This is a genomic window from Neobacillus niacini (assembly GCF_036961885.1).
In the GTDB taxonomy this organism is placed as follows: domain Bacteria; phylum Bacillota; class Bacilli; order Bacillales; family Cytobacillaceae; genus Neobacillus; species Neobacillus niacini_H.
The window spans coordinates 90497-109599 of the sequence record NZ_JBALNQ010000040.1 but is presented as its reverse complement, the minus strand read 5'-3'; the positions used below and the strand labels follow the sequence as shown (position 1 = coordinate 109599).

General features: G+C 37.8%; 15 protein-coding genes. 14 read left to right on the top strand and 1 reads right to left on the bottom strand.

The features are described 5' to 3' along the window. Nucleotides 1-73: 73 nt before the first annotated feature. Complete coding sequence (locus V7124_RS17600; RefSeq protein WP_335491557.1) at nt 74-760, bottom strand: universal stress protein; 687 nt, start codon at nt 758-760, stop codon at nt 74-76. Nucleotides 761-906: 146 nt separating this feature from the next. On the opposite strand from V7124_RS17600, the gene V7124_RS17595 reads away from it, so the two are divergent. From V7124_RS17595 to V7124_RS17530, 14 genes are all read left to right on the top strand, one after another. Next, entirely contained in the window at nt 907-3327 is a 2421-nt protein-coding gene (locus V7124_RS17595; RefSeq protein ID WP_335491552.1) for a Na+/H+ antiporter subunit A, read from the top strand. Further along, a complete protein-coding gene (locus tag V7124_RS17590; protein WP_335491550.1) occupies nt 3311-3736 on the top strand; it encodes a Na(+)/H(+) antiporter subunit B in 426 nt (141 codons plus the stop codon). The genes V7124_RS17595 and V7124_RS17590 overlap by 17 nt, the downstream gene beginning before the upstream one ends. Next, a complete protein-coding gene (locus tag V7124_RS17585) occupies nt 3736-4074 on the top strand; it encodes a Na(+)/H(+) antiporter subunit C (protein ID WP_335491547.1) in 339 nt (112 codons plus the stop codon). Before V7124_RS17590 ends, V7124_RS17585 begins: the two co-directional genes overlap by 1 nt. After that, entirely contained in the window at nt 4067-5557 is a 1491-nt protein-coding gene (locus V7124_RS17580) for a Na+/H+ antiporter subunit D (RefSeq protein WP_335491544.1), read from the top strand. The genes V7124_RS17585 and V7124_RS17580 overlap by 8 nt, the downstream gene beginning before the upstream one ends. A gap of 36 nt (nt 5558-5593) precedes the next feature. Next, the gene (locus V7124_RS17575; RefSeq protein ID WP_335412617.1) at nt 5594-6073 is read left to right on the top strand and encodes a Na+/H+ antiporter subunit E; all 480 of its coding nucleotides are present in this window, start codon (nt 5594-5596) and stop codon (nt 6071-6073) included. Continuing rightward, nucleotides 6070-6354, top strand: a complete 285-nt coding sequence (locus V7124_RS17570) for a Na(+)/H(+) antiporter subunit F1 (protein WP_335412615.1) — start codon at nt 6070-6072, stop codon at nt 6352-6354. The genes V7124_RS17575 and V7124_RS17570 overlap by 4 nt, the downstream gene beginning before the upstream one ends. After that, nucleotides 6332-6697 carry a monovalent cation/H(+) antiporter subunit G gene (gene mnhG / locus V7124_RS17565; RefSeq protein ID WP_335412613.1) on the top strand — a complete coding sequence of 122 codons (366 nt, stop codon included), beginning with the start codon at nt 6332-6334 and terminating at the stop codon, nt 6695-6697. The genes V7124_RS17570 and mnhG overlap by 23 nt, the downstream gene beginning before the upstream one ends. A 219-nt stretch (nt 6698-6916) precedes the next feature. Then, entirely contained in the window at nt 6917-7384 is a 468-nt protein-coding gene (locus tag V7124_RS17560) for a GreA/GreB family elongation factor (RefSeq protein WP_335412612.1), read from the top strand. A 203-nt stretch (nt 7385-7587) separates the two neighbouring features. After that, nucleotides 7588-8763 (top strand): sulfite reductase subunit alpha, encoded by a 1176-nt coding sequence (locus tag V7124_RS17555; protein ID WP_420490559.1) that lies wholly within the window; start codon nt 7588-7590, stop codon nt 8761-8763. Nucleotides 8764-8943: 180 nt separating this feature from the next. Then, nucleotides 8944-9669, top strand: a complete 726-nt coding sequence (locus V7124_RS17550; RefSeq protein ID WP_335491540.1) for a 3-ketoacyl-ACP reductase — start codon at nt 8944-8946, stop codon at nt 9667-9669. 240 nt (nt 9670-9909) lie between these two features. Beyond that, entirely contained in the window at nt 9910-11586 is a 1677-nt protein-coding gene (locus tag V7124_RS17545) for a M4 family metallopeptidase (protein ID WP_335412608.1), read from the top strand. 248 nt (nt 11587-11834) lie between these two features. Further along, on the top strand, nt 11835-12401 hold the full coding sequence (locus V7124_RS17540) for a hypothetical protein (RefSeq protein WP_335491537.1): 567 nt from the start codon (nt 11835-11837) through the stop codon (nt 12399-12401). Nucleotides 12402-13019: 618 nt separating this feature from the next. Further along, a complete protein-coding gene (abc-f, locus tag V7124_RS17535) occupies nt 13020-14969 on the top strand; it encodes a ribosomal protection-like ABC-F family protein (RefSeq protein ID WP_335491535.1) in 1950 nt (649 codons plus the stop codon). 193 nt (nt 14970-15162) lie between these two features. Then, nucleotides 15163-18921 carry a hypothetical protein gene (locus V7124_RS17530; protein ID WP_335491532.1) on the top strand — a complete coding sequence of 1253 codons (3759 nt, stop codon included), beginning with the start codon at nt 15163-15165 and terminating at the stop codon, nt 18919-18921. Nucleotides 18922-19103: the final 182 nt, after the last annotated feature.

Genomic DNA, 19103 nt, shown 5'->3' with positions numbered 1-19103 from the left:
TGGAGCTCAAATCAACAGTCTATTTTAACACAGCCATAAATAAAAAAATCCTCCCATCAATGGGAGGAAGCTCTTATAAGTATTCGTCATCAGCATTAGTATTCATTTCAACATTTGCTAAGTCCGAAACAATGTCCTCATGCACTTGAACTTGTAATGTTTCCTGGTCTTTCATAAATTTGAAAATGCCGTTATTAAAATCAGTTCCAAATTCCTTAAAGAAAATTCCTTCAAATTCAATATCCTTTGTATGTTTAAAAATAAGGCGGTATTGGTCGTGCTCCTTGATTAGATAAGCACGTACTCCTTTTTCAAAATGTCTATCAGGATTTTTAAGATACCTTGATACTGAAATAATGTGCAGGTCAACAAAGGGAATTTCACGAAGTAAAGAGTTAATAATAGACCCCTTTGCAATTTGTTCCCAACGGCTTTGTGCTGTTTGCCCAAGAATGATTTGAGTAATATTCTTTTCTCTCGCAACCTCTGCAATAACCTTTGATATTGGTCTGTGTTCATCATCTTTCATAATAAAGGCTTCAGCACTATGCTGATCTGCTAACTGTTTCCATCTTGTAATATAACTAGTCTTTTCAGCATCCAAATCATCAAACGGTTTAGGATCAATAGTAAGGATGTAAAGAGGACAATCAAGCATAGTAGCAATCTTACAACCCCGTTGAATGAGACGTTCACCATTAGGACCATAATATACACAGACGAGGATACTTTCATCCATGCGTCCTTTAATCTTTTTCATTATTTGTTCACCTCATGCTGGATATGAATAAAATCCAGTAATCTACCACTTACCATAATTATGTATGACTATAGCGCATGCTTTCGTTTCAGTCAATCAATTAAATTAAATGTCATTTTTATATTCATCTTTAAGGGAGGGTTACGATGTCTTGGTTACATGTAACAATATTGCTGCCATTTATTTTTGCTATGGCAGTGCCGTATATCTATAAGAAATTTACCCCGAGGATTCATACGGGATGGTTTGTGCTGATCATACCGTTAGTGATCTTTGCTTATCTAATAACCTTTATTCCCAAAATATCCAGTGGGAATACAGTATTTGAAAGTGTTCCTTGGCTGCCATCATATAATATTAACTTTACAACCCATGTGGATGGTTTAAGTCTCGTGTTTGGATTGTTAATTTCCGGCATCGGCGCTTTGGTTATCCTCTATTCTATTTACTATATGTCAAAACATCGAGAGGCGCTTCATAATTTCTATGTTTATCTGCTGTTATTTATGGGAGCCATGCTCGGAGTGGTGTTTTCGGATAATATCTTTGTTTTATACGTATTCTGGGAATTGACCAGTGTATCCTCCTTCTTATTAATTGCCTATTGGTATGAACGAGAAAAATCACGGTATGGAGCCCAAAAGTCAATGTTAATTACGATTTTTGGCGGACTGGCCATGCTGGCAGGTTTTATTATGCTTGCGATGATTTCTGATACGTATAGTATCCGTGAAATGGTGAGTAAGGCAGCGCTGTTTCCATCACACGCATTGTTTATTCCGGCAATGATTTTGATTCTTCTTGGTGCGTTTACAAAGTCAGCACAGTTTCCATTCAGTATTTGGTTACCAGACGCAATGGAGGCTCCTACGCCAATTAGTGCGTACCTGCATTCCGCAACGATGGTTAAAGCAGGTATCTACCTGGTTGCCCGACTAACACCCATTTTTGGCGGATCAGTAGAATGGTTCTGGCTGGTCTCGGGTGTGGGAATCATCACTCTATTATATGGCTCTGTCAATGCTGTAAGACAAACGGATCTTAAGGCGTTACTAGCATACTCGACCATAAGCCAGCTCGGATTAATCATGAGCCTGCTTGGTTTAGGATCTGCGTCGTTGTATGACGGCATCGGTGATGAATCATCCGTTTATGCCGCAGCGATTTTTGCTGCAATTTTTCACTTAGTAAACCATTCGACATTTAAAGGCTGCCTGTTTATGGTTGTTGGAATTATTGACCATGAAACCGGAACACGTGACATTCGAAGATTAGGCGGGCTAATGCACCTAATGCCCATCTCCTTCACCCTTACGGTAATTGGCAGTTTTGCAATGGCGGGTATTCCTCCATTTAATGGTTTTCTAAGTAAAGAAATGTTCTTTACAGCAGTATTAAATGCTTCGAAATTGACTGTTTTTAATGGCGACTCCCTTATTGCTCTGATTCCTGTCATTGCTTGGGTAGCTAGTGTATTTACATTTATATACAGCATGATATTAGTATTTAAGACCTTTAGGGGGAAAAATAAGCCAGAAAAACTTGGCAGGGTAGTGCATGAGGCACCGATTGGGATGTTAATTCCCCCACTCGTTCTCGGTTTTCTTGTTATTGTGATATTCTTTTTTCCTAATGTCCTATCCAACCTTCTGTTAAAACCAGCCTTTGCTGCTGTTTTGCCGACTCTTGCTCAAGCAGGTGAACTTAATGTCAAAATAAGTGCTTGGCATGGTTGGAATACAGAGCTATTTATGACCATAGGTGTCATAGGTATCGGAACACTATTGTATATTTATTTGAAAAAGTGGTATCGAATCTATCGAATTTATCCAGAAGAGCTCACGTTTAATAATCTTTATAATCTTAGTTTAGAAAAGATGGAGAATGTGTCTCGAATCATTACAAATCGTTATATGACGGGATCTATTCGTGATTACCTCGTATATATTTTCTTATTTATCATTCTTCTTACAGGTGTAACGATGTGGCTTTTTGATGGTTTTTCATTTGATCCATCTAATGACGCCCCTGTAAACTTTTTTGAAGCAGGCTTGATGATTTCCATGGTCATTACAGCATTAACTGTTCTTTTTTCAAAAAACAGGCTTACTAGCATCGTTGCTGTTGGGGGCCTTGGGTTTCTTGTCTCATTTTTCTTTGTTTTATTCAGAGCTCCAGATTTGGCCTTAACCCAATTAGTAGTAGAGACCGTAACAACAGTACTATTTCTGTTGTGTTTCTACCACTTACCGCAGCTGCGGAAGGAAATCAGCACTGTAAGATTTAAAGTGGTTAATGCTATTATCGCCATTGGTGTTGGTATCGCTGTTACCATTGTTGCATTATCTGCAAATGGGAATCGCGCATTTGAATCGATTTCGAGTTACTATCAAGACGCTTATGAGCTGGCGGGAGCAAAAAATATTGTAAATGCCATTCTTGTTGACTTTCGAGGGTTTGATACGATGCTTGAAATTCTTGTATTAACCATTGCTGGACTAGGGGTTTTCACCTTAATAAAGCTAAGAAGAGAAGAAGGGAGTGATCATAATGAAGGAACCAAATGACGTCATTATAAGAAGCGTGTCAAAAGTTGCTGTGGTCATCATCCTTACGTTTGCCATTAATCTCTTTATTTCTGGTCACCATTATCCAGGTGGTGGTTTTATCGGCGGACTTGCCTTCGCTTCTGCCTTAATCCTATTGTTTTTATCTTATGATATTGAAACGGTTCGGAAAATTATTCCGGTGGATTTTAAAGTTTTGGCTGCTGTAGGGGTATTAATTTCTGTTGGGACAGGGGTCGGCTCTCTGGCTTTTGATTTGCCTTTCTTATCTCAAGCCTTTGGATATTTTAATCTTCCTATATTCGGAAAGACTGAGCTTGCGACAGCCGTACTTTTTGATATTGGAGTAGCATTGGCGGTAATTGGAACCTCCATCACGATTATTTTAAGTATAGGTGATGATCAATAATGGAAACATTAATGTCTTTCCTTGTTGGAATTTTATTTGCCATTGGCGTGTATCTGATCTTGACGAAAAGTTTATTACGAATCATTTTAGGAACATCGATTCTTGGTCATGGTGTTAATTTGCTCATCATCACGATGGGCGGGTTAAAAAAAGGTGGTCCACCGCTCCTTGGAATAGAGAATCTAACCTATGCAGATTCATTGCCCCAAGCACTTCTTTTAACAGCGATTGTAATAAATTTTGCTACAACAGCTCTTTTTCTTGTACTGAGCTACCGGGCTTATAAAGTTTTAGGCACGGATGATACAGAGCAACTGAGAGGTATTGAGAATGAATAATTTAGTAATATTACCGATAAGTATTCCCATTATAATGGGAATGCTCATGGTGATTTTTAAGAAGAAAATTAAACTCCAAAGATTTCTTAGTGTTTTTTCAACTGTAGTGGTTGGTGCTGTAGCTATTTACTTGATGGTTCAAATTGACAAAGATGGGATACAAATCCTTCATTTAGGAGGATGGGAAGCCCCGTTTGGGGTAAGTTTAGTGGCGGATATGTTTTCTGTTGTACTTGTTCTCGTGACCTGTATGGTTTCCTTGTGCTGTTTGTTATATGCTTTTCACTCCATTGGGAGGGAACGAGAATCTTACTACTTTTACCCGCTGTTTTTGTGCCTTGTCACTGGAGTAAATGGCTCCTTTCTTACAGGTGATATTTTTAATTTATTTGTTTGTTTTGAAGTCATGCTCGTCTCCTCTTACGTCTTAATTTCCCTTGGAGGGACTAAAATTCAACTTAGGGAGTCCATTAAATATATTTTGATAAATATTATCTCCTCCTTTCTTTTTCTTGTTGCCATTGCCTTTTTATATGCAATGACAGGAACGTTGAATTTTGCTCATTTATCTATACGTGTGGCTGAGGTTGGGCAAGAGGGGCTAATGAATACGGTAGCGATATTATTTTTAATTGTGTTTAGTTTAAAAGCTGGTTTATTTCTATTCTTTTGGCTTCCTGGTTCATACAGTGCTCCGCCGACTGCCATTGCCGCTATATTTGCTGCACTATTAACAAAAGTAGGAATCTATGCGATTATCAGAGTTTTTACGCTTATTTTTTATCATGACCCAGAAGTAACCCATTTGATAATAGGGATTATGTCAGCTCTAACCATGCTATTAGGAGCAATAGGTGCTGTTGCCTACGGGGATATAAAAAAGATTATTACCTATAACGTAATTGTAGGTGTTGGATTTATTTTAGCGGGAGTCGCTTCTTTTACAACGGAAGGAATGACAGGGGCCTTATATTATTTAATTCACGATATGATTGTAAAAGCGCTTATTTTCCTATTAGGCGGGACCATTATCCATCTTACAGGGACGAGTAAACTTAATGAAATAAGTGGTCTGATCCGATTACACCCAGGATTAGGCTGGATGTTTTTTATTGGCGCATTATCGTTATCTGGAATTCCGCCATTAAGCGGATTTTTAGGGAAAATTTTCATTTCAAAAGGAACTTTTGAAGCAGGATATTTTTGGTTGGGGGGAATTGGACTACTTACCAGCCTGATGGTTTTGTATTCAATTATGAAAATCTTTATGAATAGCTTTTGGGGTTATACGTACCTAACAGAGGAGAAAGAGAAAGGGACAACCAAGGGATTATTGCTGCCTATTGGAATCCTTACATTGTTAACGATTGCCCTGGGATTAGGTGCAGAAGGAATTCATGCTTATGTTGATTATGCAGTTGAAGGGTTGATGAACCCGCGTATTTATATTGAGGCCGTATTGGGCAGCAGTCTAGGGCAATAGACGATTGGAGATGCATGATGGAAAGAGGTGGTAGCAATGCCCATGCAAGTATTAGTTAATTTATTCATCGGTATCATCTGGATGTTTCTTCAGGATGATTGGAGTGTATTAACGTTTTTTAGCGGTTATTTATTTGGTTTATTGGTTCTTTTTATCCTGAGAAGATACCTTCCTACGAAGTTTTATTTGGTTACCTTACTAGCTATCATTCAACTTTTTCTCGTCTTTATTTATGAATTATTTACGTCTAGTATTTTAGTTATTCGACAGGTACTACGCCCTAAGATCAATGTAACTCCGGGCATCTTTACACTTGAGACAGAGTTAGAAGGGGATTTGGAGGTTACCTTACTCGCATTACTGTTAACGTTGACACCAGGATCGGTGGTGGTTGAAGTTGCTGCAAACAGTAAAAAGTTTTATATCCATGCGATGGATATCCCGGAATCAAGTGACGCAGTTCTTCTATCTAAAATTAAATTTGAAAATGCGATAAAGAAGGTGACACGTTCATGATACAAGGTATATTACTTTGTTCCTTAACTTTTTTAAGCTTTGCTATTTTTGTTACGATCTTCCGTTTGGTAAAGGGGCCAACTGCACCGGATCGGGTTCAGGCTCTGGATGCGTTAGGAATTAATTTAATATCAGGTGTAGCCATATTTTCAGTTATGATGAGGAGTACGGGATTTTTTGAAGTGATTTTATTAATAGGAATTCTCTCCTTTATTGGGACAATTGCCTTTGCAAGATTTATTGAAAGAGGTGTGGTCATTGAACGTAATCAATCAGATTGAATTGGTTGCCGTTTTTTTAATCTTAGTTGGGACAATCGTTAGTTTTCTAAGTGCAATCGGGTTTATTCGTCTCCCTGATCTTTATACCCGTGCCCACGCACTTTCAAAGGGTTCAACAATGGGTGTTCTGTTTATTCTGGTAGGAACATTTCTCTTTTTTATCTTGGAAGGATATTTTAGCATTCGCTTATTTCTTGGGATTTTCTTTGTCTTTCTTACCGCACCTGTATCAGCACATGTGATTGTCCGTGCCGCGTACCGCTCAAATGTTCCCCTTGCAAAAGAAAGTGTTAGGGATGACTTGAATGAAGTGTACCAGGAAGAAGTATATGATCACAAATAGTCACGTATATTTGATCTGCATCAAATAGGACTTATTTACCTATATATGTTAATATTATTATAAGACCTTTCTTGGTTAAAAGGCGTTGCTTCTTTCCTATACAGGATTGCTGTTACGCCAATATTTCAGGAGGTCTTATTTTTTTATAAGGAGGAATTCAAATGAAAAGGTTTACAAAAAGTTTCAAAAGGTTTAATCCAAGTTTGGGGGTTATCTATTATGAACCATAGTGTACCTCAGAATAAGGAAGATTTCGTTCAACAGTTGGTTTATATTGATGAAAATATCAAAGAGCTAACGAACCTCTATATTTCCTCAACTCCAGTGCAGGAACGAGTAAAGCACTTTTTTAATATATACACCCTAGAAGTTGAGGAGCTATTAAAAGAGAATAGCAAAAAGAAGGTTATATCAGCCTTTCCAAAAGTATATATAGGGACAAAGGTCACAGTGTGGTATGAAGAGGATCATGAAGCCGAGGATTATACCATTTGTCTCCCAGAACAATCTGATCCAGATTCTGGGTTTATTTCCTTTTTAACTCCGGTAGGAAAGCAGCTACTCCTTAAGAATATCGGTGAAACCTTGTTGTTAAAAGTTCCAACAGGAGAAGTACCAGTGACAATTAAGGAAATTTCGTATGGCGGAAGTTTATTAATGGAACAGAAACATACAAAAGAGGCATAATAAATTCTTATATTGTGTGATTATGGAATAGGATATTATCCTGTTCCTTTTTTTCGTCTATCTTTATCAAGCAGGGCGATAATTATCTCAATAATGGAACTATTTATTTAAGGATAGATACATGTTGTGTGTCAAAATACACATCTGATATGATAATAGCTGTGCTATTCTTTAATTATAATAACTTTTGGAGGTTAAGAACAATGCAAACTACTTTGGAAAACCCTAGAAATGCCAAAAGTGACACGCTACCATTCTCTAGAAACAATCCATTTCAAGCAAAGGTTCTTAAAAATATAAACTTAAATGGAACAGGTTCTAGTAAAGAAACAAGACATATCGAATTATCCTTAGAAGGTTCAGGTCTTTCTTATGCCCCAGGTGATGCACTTGGTATTGTTCCTGCTAATGATCCGGATCTTGTACATTCTCTTCTAATGGAAATGGAATGGGATGAAGAAACCGATGTAATGATTAATAAGCAAGGTGAGACACTTCCACTAAAGGAAGCGCTAACAGCGTACTTTGAAATTACACTACTGACGAAGAAAATTTTACAACAAGCAGCAGCATTTACAGAAAATGAAAAGTTACAACAACTTGTTTTGGTTGAAAATGCAGTACAGCTAAAAGAGTATTGCAATGGGCGCGATTTGCTAGATATGTTACGAGATTTTGGACCGTGGAAGGCTTCTGCCCAGGAAATCGTCTCGTTATTAAGAAAAATGACACCGCGTCTTTATTCTATTGCAAGCAGCATGGCAGCTAATCCAGATGAAGTTCATCTAACCATTGGTGCTGTAAGATTCAATGCATATGATCGGGAACGAAAAGGTGTTTGTTCTGTCTTATGTGCAGAACGTGTTCAAGAAGGAGATACGCTTCCTGTCTTTGTGCAGCCGAATAAACATTTCTATTTGCCGGAGTCCGAAGATAAGGATATTATCATGGTTGGTCCTGGAACTGGGATTGCACCATTCCGTTCCTTTATCCAGGAACGTGCAATATCTAAAGCAGCAGGACGGTCATGGTTATTTTTTGGGGATCAGCATGCAGGGTCAGATTTTCTTTATCAAAATGAATTAGAAAATTACCAACAAAATGGGATATTGACAAAGCTTGACACTGCTTTCTCCCGTGATGCAGACCAAAAAGTTTATGTACAGCATAAAATGCTTGAAAATAGCAAAGAGCTATTTGAGTGGTTTGAAAATGGCGCTCATTTCTATGTTTGTGGGGATAAAGAACGGATGGCGAAGGACGTTAACGAAGCACTTATTAGTGTGATCGAAAAAGAAAGTGCTTGTACCCGCGAGGAAGCTGAAACATATCTTGATAATATGAAAAAGACTGGGCGTTATCAGCGAGATGTATATTAATTGTAAAGTTCTTTAGAATGAAATCCTTCGATCCGCTGGTTCGAGGGATTTCTTTTTGCATTATTTTTTGTATAAACACTTTATTTCCTGTGTTTTTTTCTAAGGTTAGGTTTTCCGAGCATATTGTTAGAATATTTTTTCCACAATAATATAATGATAGTTGAAAAGGAGCTGTTTATCTTGGCACAAACATTAGAAGGAAAAGTAGCGTTTGTAACTGGTGCAGGAAGAGGGATTGGCAAGGCTGTTGCGATTGCATTAGCAAATGAAGGTGTACATATTGGATTACTTGCTCGGACAGAGGCTGATTTAAAGGAAGTTGTAAAAAGTGTGGAAGCTTTAGGGGTTAAAGCAGCATATGCAGCAGTAGATATTTCCTCGCAGGATGAAGTAGAGCAGGCTGTTAAAAAAATTACTGAAGAGCTAGGAACAGCTGATATTTTGATTAATAATGCTGGGATTGGCAGATTCGCAACACTTTTAGAAATGGATCCACAAGAATGGAAAAGGATCATCGATGTCAACTTGATGGGTCCCTATTATATGACACGTGCGGTTCTTCCTCAACTGATTGAAAAAAATAGTGGAGATATTATTAATATTTCATCTACCAATGGGTTAAATGGTGCGGCCACATCTAGTGCATATAGTGCATCTAAATTCGGATTAATTGGGTTAACGGAATCATTGGCACAAGAAGTCCGGAGGAATAATATTCGAGTTACAACGTTAACGCCAAGTACGGTTGCTACTGAATTAGCGGTTAATACGAACTTGATTGCTGAAAACAATGAAGAAAAATATATGCAGCCAGAAGATATTGCTGAATTTATTGTAGCTCAATTAAAATTGCATCCGCGTATATATGTGAAAACAGCGAGCATGTTGGCAACGAACCCATTCTAAATAAAACATATAATAGAATTTAGTAAAAATGGAAGTACGTTTATTTTCCCTCAGACTAAGAGTTTGGGGGATTTTTTGTGGTTTTCCATAAAGTATTGGTAGATTATACCTATATTGTTTAATTTAGGTAGGTTGTTTATTCTAGTTTTTATAATATTAAAATAATTACAATTATTCATGTTATTTAATTTCTATAAACCTATAATAAACTTGGTAGAGAATAATAGGAGGTATCGAGTGATGAAGAAAAAGTTTATTATACCTGTAGCTCTGTCGACCGCAATGTTGGTAGGCTCTATTCCAGTTAGTAGTGTATTTGCACAGCCCACTGATTCAAAGGTTGTTAGCAGTTTACAAGCTTCTAAAGAGTGGAATGAGAAAGCAAGTGTTCCATTATTTGTGAAGGAGCGATTTGCAGAGAAATTCGCATCTAGTAGCTCATCCGAAGCAATTAATTATTTGAAGAAAAACAAAGCTAAAACCGGGATTAATAATCCGGATAAGAATTTAAAAGTGAAGAGTGTACAAAAAGATAAACTGGGTATGACCCACGTCCGCTTTAATCAGACAGTAAATGGAGTGAACGTTGAAGGGGCAGAGGTTGTTGTTCATTTTAATAAGGATAATGAGGTCGTATCCGTCAACGGAAGAGTAAATCAGACGGTTGCCGATGATGCAGTGGACACAGCTGCTTCTTTAAGTAGTGAATCTGCACTAAAGACGGCTTTATCCTCGGTCAATGCTCCAGACGAGCTGACCTATGAGCCAACTACTGAGCTTGTTGTCCTTCCTTTCGAAGGGGAGAATTATACAGCCTATAAAGTGAATGTTAACTTCATGGGGAATGAACCTGGAAACTGGTTTGTCTTTGTGGATGTGAAGACTGGACAAGTTATTGATAAGTATAATGGCTTAATGCATGCTGATGAAATGAAAACACAAAAAGGTGCTGGAAAAGGTGTACATGGTGAGCACAGGGAATTACATATTACCCAAGTGAAGGAACCGAATGCTGGAACGAAGTTTGCGTTAGCGGATTACTCTCATGAAAACCTTGGAGGAATCATAACGTACGATGCTAAAAATGATAACACTTCTAGTAATGATACTGTTTATGTTGGGAATTCTGCTGCATTTATCGGTGACTATGATCGAGCGCTTGTAGATGCACACTATAATTCTGAAAAGGTATATGAGTATTACCTAAATGAGCATGGCCGCAATTCCCTTGATGGGGAAGGAATGGCAATCATTTCTAGAGTTCACTATGGTAACAATTATAACAATGCTTCCTGGAATGGACGTTGGATGACTTATGGTGATGGTGACGGTGTGTTCATGACTTCTCTATCGGCTGGTCTTGATGTTGCTGCACACGAAATGACTCATGGTGTGATCACTCATTCTGCAAATTTAGTATACCGCAATCAGTCTGGAGCACTAAACGAATCGTTTGCAGACGTCTTTGGCGCACTCGTTGATGATAGTGATTGGGAAATGGGCGAGGATATTATGGCACCAGCCGCTAAAGCTGATGGTGTAACCGTATTGCGTAGCTTAAGTAATCCAAACAGTGTTGTCGTCAGCAACGAGCAAAGAAGGGCGTATAGTACAAATGGCGGAGTTTATCCAGACCATATGGACGAGTTTTATAATATGCCAACTTCTGTAGATGGCGGTGGTGTTCATGTTAACTCCTCGATTACAAACCATGCTGCATATTTGATTGGTCAAGAAATTGGAAGAGAAAAATTAGGGCAAATTTACTATCGAGCTTTAACGGTATATTTAACCGCTAATTCTGATTTCAGCGATGCCCGTCAGGCAATTGTTCAGTCTGCGATTGATCTTTATGGTGAAGGAAGCGCGGAAGTGTCAGCAACGAATTCTGGATTTGATGCCGTGGGCATTTACTAAAGTAATTCAGATTCCTTTTATGAATAATGGCTTGCTTAATATTTCCCCTCAGACTAAGAGTTTGGGGGATTTTTTGTGTGCAGTCAACCATGAATGTATAACAACCACGTCAATACTTTTAGATGGTGGTTTAATAAACTTAGCTTTAAAGGTTAAAAAGTGAGACCAAAATAGTTTATGAATCGTATATAAACTAGTAACGAGTTTAACTTGAATATTTTAATAGAAAGTTAGAAAAGGGGGACGAAATGAAGATTTTTTTTGATACTCTGTTTTTTATTGTCATTGGATACCATAGCTATAAGTTTATTCTAATCTTAATAAAAATGAACCATGACGTGATCGTTCCTGTGAAAAGTGAGGAGCTAACTTTTATAAGAAGGCACCCTCAGAAAACAGTAGCTCTCCCAATATACTCTGAGCAAAAATTGGGTATCGTTACATATGGTGCCATGCTGGTGTTAGTAATTGTTTTGTTTATCGTAGGTGTGTTCATCAACCATCTCGATTGGCAATTCTATTTATTGATGTTTTTACCTCTTACTTATTCACATGATCTTTTTAATATGTTCGCTTTCTCTAAGGAGGGTGTCCTAAGCGGCAGCCGTTTTGTTCCATGGAAAAGTGTAAAATCATTTCAGATCATTCCTATTGATTTAAACCATAAACTCTATGGGTATTCAAAGGAAGTGAACAATGGCTATGAATTAATCATCAAAACAAAAGGTTTTTCCGTTAGAGGCATTGTTACCAGCGATGAAATCAAAGAGAAGTTCACTGAAATTTTAACTGAGCATCTATTTACAAAAAAATGAAATCATGGGATAATAAAGAAAATTTTGAAGGAGGAAAGTAAGTATATGGAACCAACTAATTGCTAATGAAAATTCATTTTAGAAATGAATAGGGATTTTGTTTAGAGTGTTCAATTACCTATTAAAGTTAGGTTTATTTGTTATGCTCTTTATGAATCAGGCAATTAGAAGGTACTTACTTTACTAAAATCAAAATTTAATTTATTTGTACCAGTTTTTACTACTACTGGTGGAAGGTTATAGGCATAATCTATAGATTTTTTTGCTATGCCTAGCTTTCGTAAATTTTATTGATTGATTATTTTAGACTGTAAGAAGAAACCTCTTCTTATGGTCTTTTTATTTTTAGGCTGTATTAAACTTGGCTGTTGATTTGCGCTACAGGCGCTACGCTTCCGCGGGCTCACCCGTGAGCATCCTTACAGCTTCACACCTGCGGGGTCTCACTCAGCTCGTACATCCCGCAGGAGTCGAGTGCCTTTCGCTCCAATCAACAAGTTCTCAAATCAACAGTATTCATTAACACAGCCCTTCTTTAATAAAAATAAGTAATGCAAGTCTTCTTTTTCCTGTCCATAAAGGGCGTAACCTTAATTATGGAGGAAAGAAGGAATTTTTATGTTAGAAATGAAATTAACTGGCGTGAAAAAATTCATGGAAGCCACGCTTGTGGTTAATAATATAACCTTTGAAGCATATGAGGGAGATAAAGTTGGTATTGTTGGTGCTAACGGAAGCGGCAAGAGTACGATTCTTAAACTTATCGCGGGAATCGAAAAGATGCACTATTATCCCGGTTACCCGCAAACCTCAAGCCCTGGATATGATGAAGGTCTGATAAACCTGCCAAGAGGAGCCACAAAGGCTTATCTTGAACAATCCCCTGTGTATCCGCAAGGTTTAAAAGTGATGGATGTTTTAAACTTAGCGTTTGCAGAGGTTGATATGATAGAGAGTCAAATGCGTGAATTAGAGGAGCAAATGAAAACGCTCGAGGACACTGCCCTCGAAAAAACCTTAACTAAGTACAGTGACCTTGTTCAACTTTTTGAAGTAAAGGGTGGATACGAGCGAGAAGAGAAAGTAAGCAAGGTTTGCACTGGTTTGAATTTTACAGAAAGTTTTTTAAACAAGGATTTTGATGTACTGAGCGGTGGTGAAAAAACAACAGTCGTGCTTGGTAAACTTCTGATTCATAATCCGGATATATTGCTGTTGGATGAGCCAACGAATCATTTAGATATGGACGCAATTGAATGGCTCGAGGGCTTTCTTAGAAGCTATAAGGGTATTGTCATTATCGTATCCCATGACCGATATTTTTTGGATCATGTTGTCACGAAAATTGTGGAGATAGAGGATATGGAATCGATATCCTATAAGGGCAACTATTCTTCATTTGTTCGTCAAAAAGAAGAAAATATGCGGATTCAATATGAGCATTTTCGGGAACAGCAGAAAAAAATCAATAACATGGAAAAGCAGGTTTTAAGTCTAAGAGACTGGGCGATGCGGGCTGATAATAATAAGTTCTTTAAAAGAGCAGCTAGTATTCAAAAGAAGCTTAATAAAATGGAACAAATAGATAAACCAGTTTTTGAACGACGAAATATGAGACTTGATTTTAAGGAAGGACAACGGTCTGGTAATGAAACCATCAAAGCAATAGGACTCTCAAAAGGATATCAGGATAAGATTATTTTAAAGGACGCAGATTTAATGGTTTATTATGGTGAAAGAGTGGGACTTGTCGGTCCAAATGGAAGTGGAAAAACCACTTTCTTAAAAATGCTTTTAGGAGAAGAGCAGCCTGACCAAGGTATGGTGGAATTAGGTGCGAATGTGATAGCAGCCTATTTGCCTCAAAAGATTACGTTTAAGGATGAAGAACAAACGGTACTAGAGGCTTTTAGGGAAGATATATCGATACTGGAGGGGAAAGCTAGGGAATATCTATCCAAATTTATGTTTTATAAAAAGAGCCCCTACAAAAAAGTAAAGCACTTGTCAGGCGGGGAGCGAATTAGGTTAAAGCTTGCCATGCTGTTATATCAAGACATAAATTTATTAATCTTGGATGAGCCGACCAATCATCTTGATATTGACTCCATTGAAACATTGGAAGAAGCTCTTGAAGATTTTAAAGGTACGATATTTTTTATCTCCCATGACAGATATTTTATCAATAAAATTGGGGAAAGAATTATTGCAGTTGAGGGCCAAAGGTTTAACAGCTATGCTGGAAATTACGATTATTATAAAAATATTAAACAAGAAGAATTAAGGCAGCTTTCAATAAATGAACCGGACATAAAACGTCAAAAGGAAAAGGAACAAAAGAAAAAACCTAAAGATATAAACGAGGAAGCTGCCATGGCTAAAGCTTTTGCAAGGATTGAAAATCTTGAAAAAGAAATAAAAGAAATTGAGTTATTCATGGCTCAAGACTTAATCGATCATGAGGAACTTAATAGGTTATATTTTAGGAAAACCAAATTAAGTAATCAATTGGAGTCAGAAATGGAGCTATGGGTAAGTTTAAGTACAAATAGGTCCGTTTTGGAATGAAAAACGTCTAACAAGTGTAGTACCAGAAGATGCTTTTAAACATAATTTTGAAGTAGCTCAGTTCAATAGGACTGGGCTTTTTATTTTCACAATTTTATTAGAAGGTCATGGATACCTTAAAGTCAATTTATAGACAGATTATTTGAAATATAATGAAAATGTATGATAACAAATAAAAGAAAGGGGTTTTTTTATGAAAGGGAAGGGTTTTACTCGTATTCTTTCAAGTCTATTAAGCTTTGTACTAATTGTTTCGTTACTGCCCGCTAATATTTTTGCTGAATCTGATGAGACTGTTGTTGCAAAGCTTAATAACAGGGGCTTTAAGGAAGTAGTTGAAATGGGAGTTGCTGCCTCAGATGTGGCGTTAACAAGTGCCGTTTTTGGGAAAGAAAACGGTCGGGATGTAGTCTATGCAACAGCAAATGGTGGGAGGTTTAATGTTGTAGATATAAAAGATAATAAACTGATATTTTCCGAGCAAGTAGGAGATATCAGTCAGGTTTGGTCTCATTCTATTGCACCAAATGGAACGGTGTACATAGCGGGACTCGGTGTCGGTAATGTAGGAGAATTATGGAGCTATACTCCAAGTACAAAAAAGGTTGAGAAAATAGGTGTACCTGCTGCTGGACATCAGCTTTGGAGCAGTACGACCGATGAACATGGTAACGTCTATTTGGGTACCTTTGCTGATAGAGATGGTAGAGTCGTTAAATATGATGTGGCAACCAACTCATTTAATGACTATGGAAAAATTGATGAAGGGGAAGGCAGCTATGTCCGTTCCTTAGCCTATCACGATGGCTATCTCTATGCAGGCTTAGGTGTATCAGGAAAGGTATATCGTATTAATGCAGAAACGAAGGAAAAGGAGGACATTACAAAAAATGTTCCTGACATTATTGGTAAGCCCATCGAACAAGTGAAATTTGCTTATGATATGGCGGTTGTTGGGAAATACCTTTTCGTAAGGTTCGATGATGGTGGAGAAAGTGCTCTCCTATTTTATGATCTTACGACACAATCATGGGTAGATAAAAAGCTAGGCAAAAATGGAGACGGTTCTGTCGATGATTTCGGTGCATTTGGTTTCATCCAGCTCCCTATAAATGGTGACAAGGCATATGTGATATATAATCGCCATATCCTAGAAATCGATATCAATACACTTGATACTAGAGAAACTGGAATTAGATACGCAGCGGGATGGAGAGGCGGAGCATTTGTTGATTTAGGTAGACAGGATCTACCAGGTTTATCTTTAGTCACAATGACGAGAGCTGGACAAGTTTTTGCAGCAAATTTGGAGACCAACAAGACGACGAACCTGCCAACCGCTATGGAGGCAAAACCTCTAACCTTGCACAATCTTGGAAAGGGTCCTGATGGAAACCTATATATGACCACTTATCCTGGAGGGCCAAAAGGGGCAAAGTTTAATCCGAAAACGAAGCAATTTGTTTCGTATTCCCAAGGACAAGCAGAGGGAATGGTAGCAGGAAATGGTACAGACATGTACTTTGGAGTTTATCCAGGTGCTGTTATTCAAAGAATGAACACAGATACACTTGTGACAGAAACTCTATTTAACTTAAAAGAAGAATATGAACAAGATCGTCCATACATTATGGAATTTGACAATAATAAACTATTAATTGGTACCATTCCAGATTATAAAAAATTAGGTGGCTCTCTTACTATCTATGACCCTAAAACAGGTGAAAGAGAAACGTACAGAAATGTGGTTCAAGATCAAAGTGTGGTTGGACTTGCCTACAAAGATGGTAAGATTTACGGTTCTACTTCCATTCGAGGTGGGTTGGACATCCAACCAACTGCCCAAAAGGCAAAAATATTTGTATGGGATGTTGAAGGGAAACAAAAGATAACGGAATTTGAACTCAATCTGCCAGAGCTTGATGCTCCTCCAATGATTAGTGGGCTAACATTTGATAAGGATGGTCTATTATGGGGGGCTGTTGATGGAATCTTGTTTGCGATGAACCCAGAAACGTATGAGGTTGTGAAATATAAGAACTTTTATCCAAACGTGAAAAATAGAGGAATGTGGAGACCAGTTCACATTGAGTTTGGTAAAGATGGATTGCTTTATACAGACCTTGCTGGAAAGTTAACCGTTGTTGATCCGAATTCTGTGGATCTCAAGCATGTTACCTTAATCGATTCTGCACCAGAGGTGGACTTCATGGTGCTTGCTAAAGATGCCAATGGGAATGAAAACATCTACTTCCTTGATAACAGCACGACTATTTTAAAAATGGTTCCAGTAATTGAAGGTGGAACGGTTGTAAATCCAGAAGAACCAGTAGTAGAGGTTGTTGACGTGCCAATTACTAATAGAGGATTTGAAGACGCGATAGTGAATAGTACCATTCCAGGCTGGTCATCCCTGTTTGGTAATTTCTCGGCTAATGCCTCCTATACTGTTAGCGGTGAACGCAGCAAGACAGGAAATAACAGCTTAAAAGTAGTCGATACAGCTCAAAATGAAACGGTATTTACGCAATCTGAATTGATTCCAATTGAGGCAGGGATTGAATATACAGCTTCGTCTCAACTCTTTTTAGAGGATGGAAGTGTAAGCTTCTTCTTACGCTATTTTGATGAAGCAGGAAAACAGGTCGGTACTGATAAAGATGGTGTCAATATTATTCATGTCCGTGGCGGTCACAAAGAGTGGCAAACGGTAAAAGCAGTCGTAACAGCCCCTGAGGGAGCAAAATATGCTCGGATGTTTGCAGGAGCCTCCAATTTCTTCACGACAAATGGTGCGTATTTTGATGACTTTACCTTAACGTATGAAAGAATGGTGGAAGAACCAGAAGAACCAGAAGAACCGGTAGATCCAACAAAGCAATATTTGACGATTACAAATAATAGTTTTGAAGTTCCAACAGTAAATGGTATGATTGAAGGTTGGTCGTTGTTATATAAGGATTTAACACCAGGGACTTCATTTGGAGTAAGCACAGAACGAGCGAGTAAAGGTAAACATAGCTTAAAAATCGTGGATACAGCAACAGCAGGACCAGTGCATGTACACAGTGATTCCATTAAGATTAGGGAGGGGGTAGAGTATTCCGCCACAACTGATATGTATTTAGTTGATGGCAGAGCGAGCTTCTTCTTGCGTTTCTTTAACGAAGCAGGAACCCAAGTAGGAACAGACGATGCCAATAGTCTGATCCATATAACAGGTAATCACGGCCAATGGCAAACCGTAACCGCAAAAGCAACAGCGCCAGAGGGTGCTTCTTATGCAAAACTATTCGTGGGAGTATCAAATGCCTGGACAACAAATGGCGTCTATTATGATAATTTTACCCTAAGCTTTGTAAAAGAAGATGAACCAGAACCACCAATCAAAATGTGTAAACCAAGTGATGAGGAAAATAATGTAATAGGGAACAAAATTGTGGTGAAACCTGTTGTAAATGGTGGCATCGCAACAATCTCAGACAATGATCTGGAAATGGTAGAGAGTGGCGGCCAGTTAGTTATTGACCTTAAAAAGACAGCCTCTGCCACTGTACAACTTACAAAAGAACAGATTCACATGTTAGAGGAAAAAAATGCATCGCTTGGAATCAAAAACAAATATGTTGAGCTGTATATACCATTATGTATAGTCCCTAAAGATAAAGTAGTTTCAATTGAACTAAACAAATTGGCTGATTCGGAGAAATCAGTAAGTAGTATCTACAAATTTGCAATTTTTGCAGATGAAAAGGAAGTAATTTCATTTGAAGAGTCTGTAAAGGTTGTGTTTGATATCGAACGAAATGAGGTGAAAAATAGAGATACTCTTATTGTTCATTCCTTAAATGAAGAAACAAAGGAATGGGAGGCAGTTTCAGCGGCAGTATTTACCAATGTGAAAGCAGCATTTGAAACAACTATAGCTGGTACATTTGCGGTTTTTAAATAAACGGTTAGCGTGGGACAGAGACTAGACCCTGAAATGTTGAATTTTTACAGCTAACAACTCCAACTTTTAAAAATCTCGAAAATATTAGATAATCCCCAGCTTTTTAGGTGGGGATTATTTTTTTAAAATTGCCTAAGTAGAATCATTTACCTAACATACCAATAATTAAAAATAACATATAT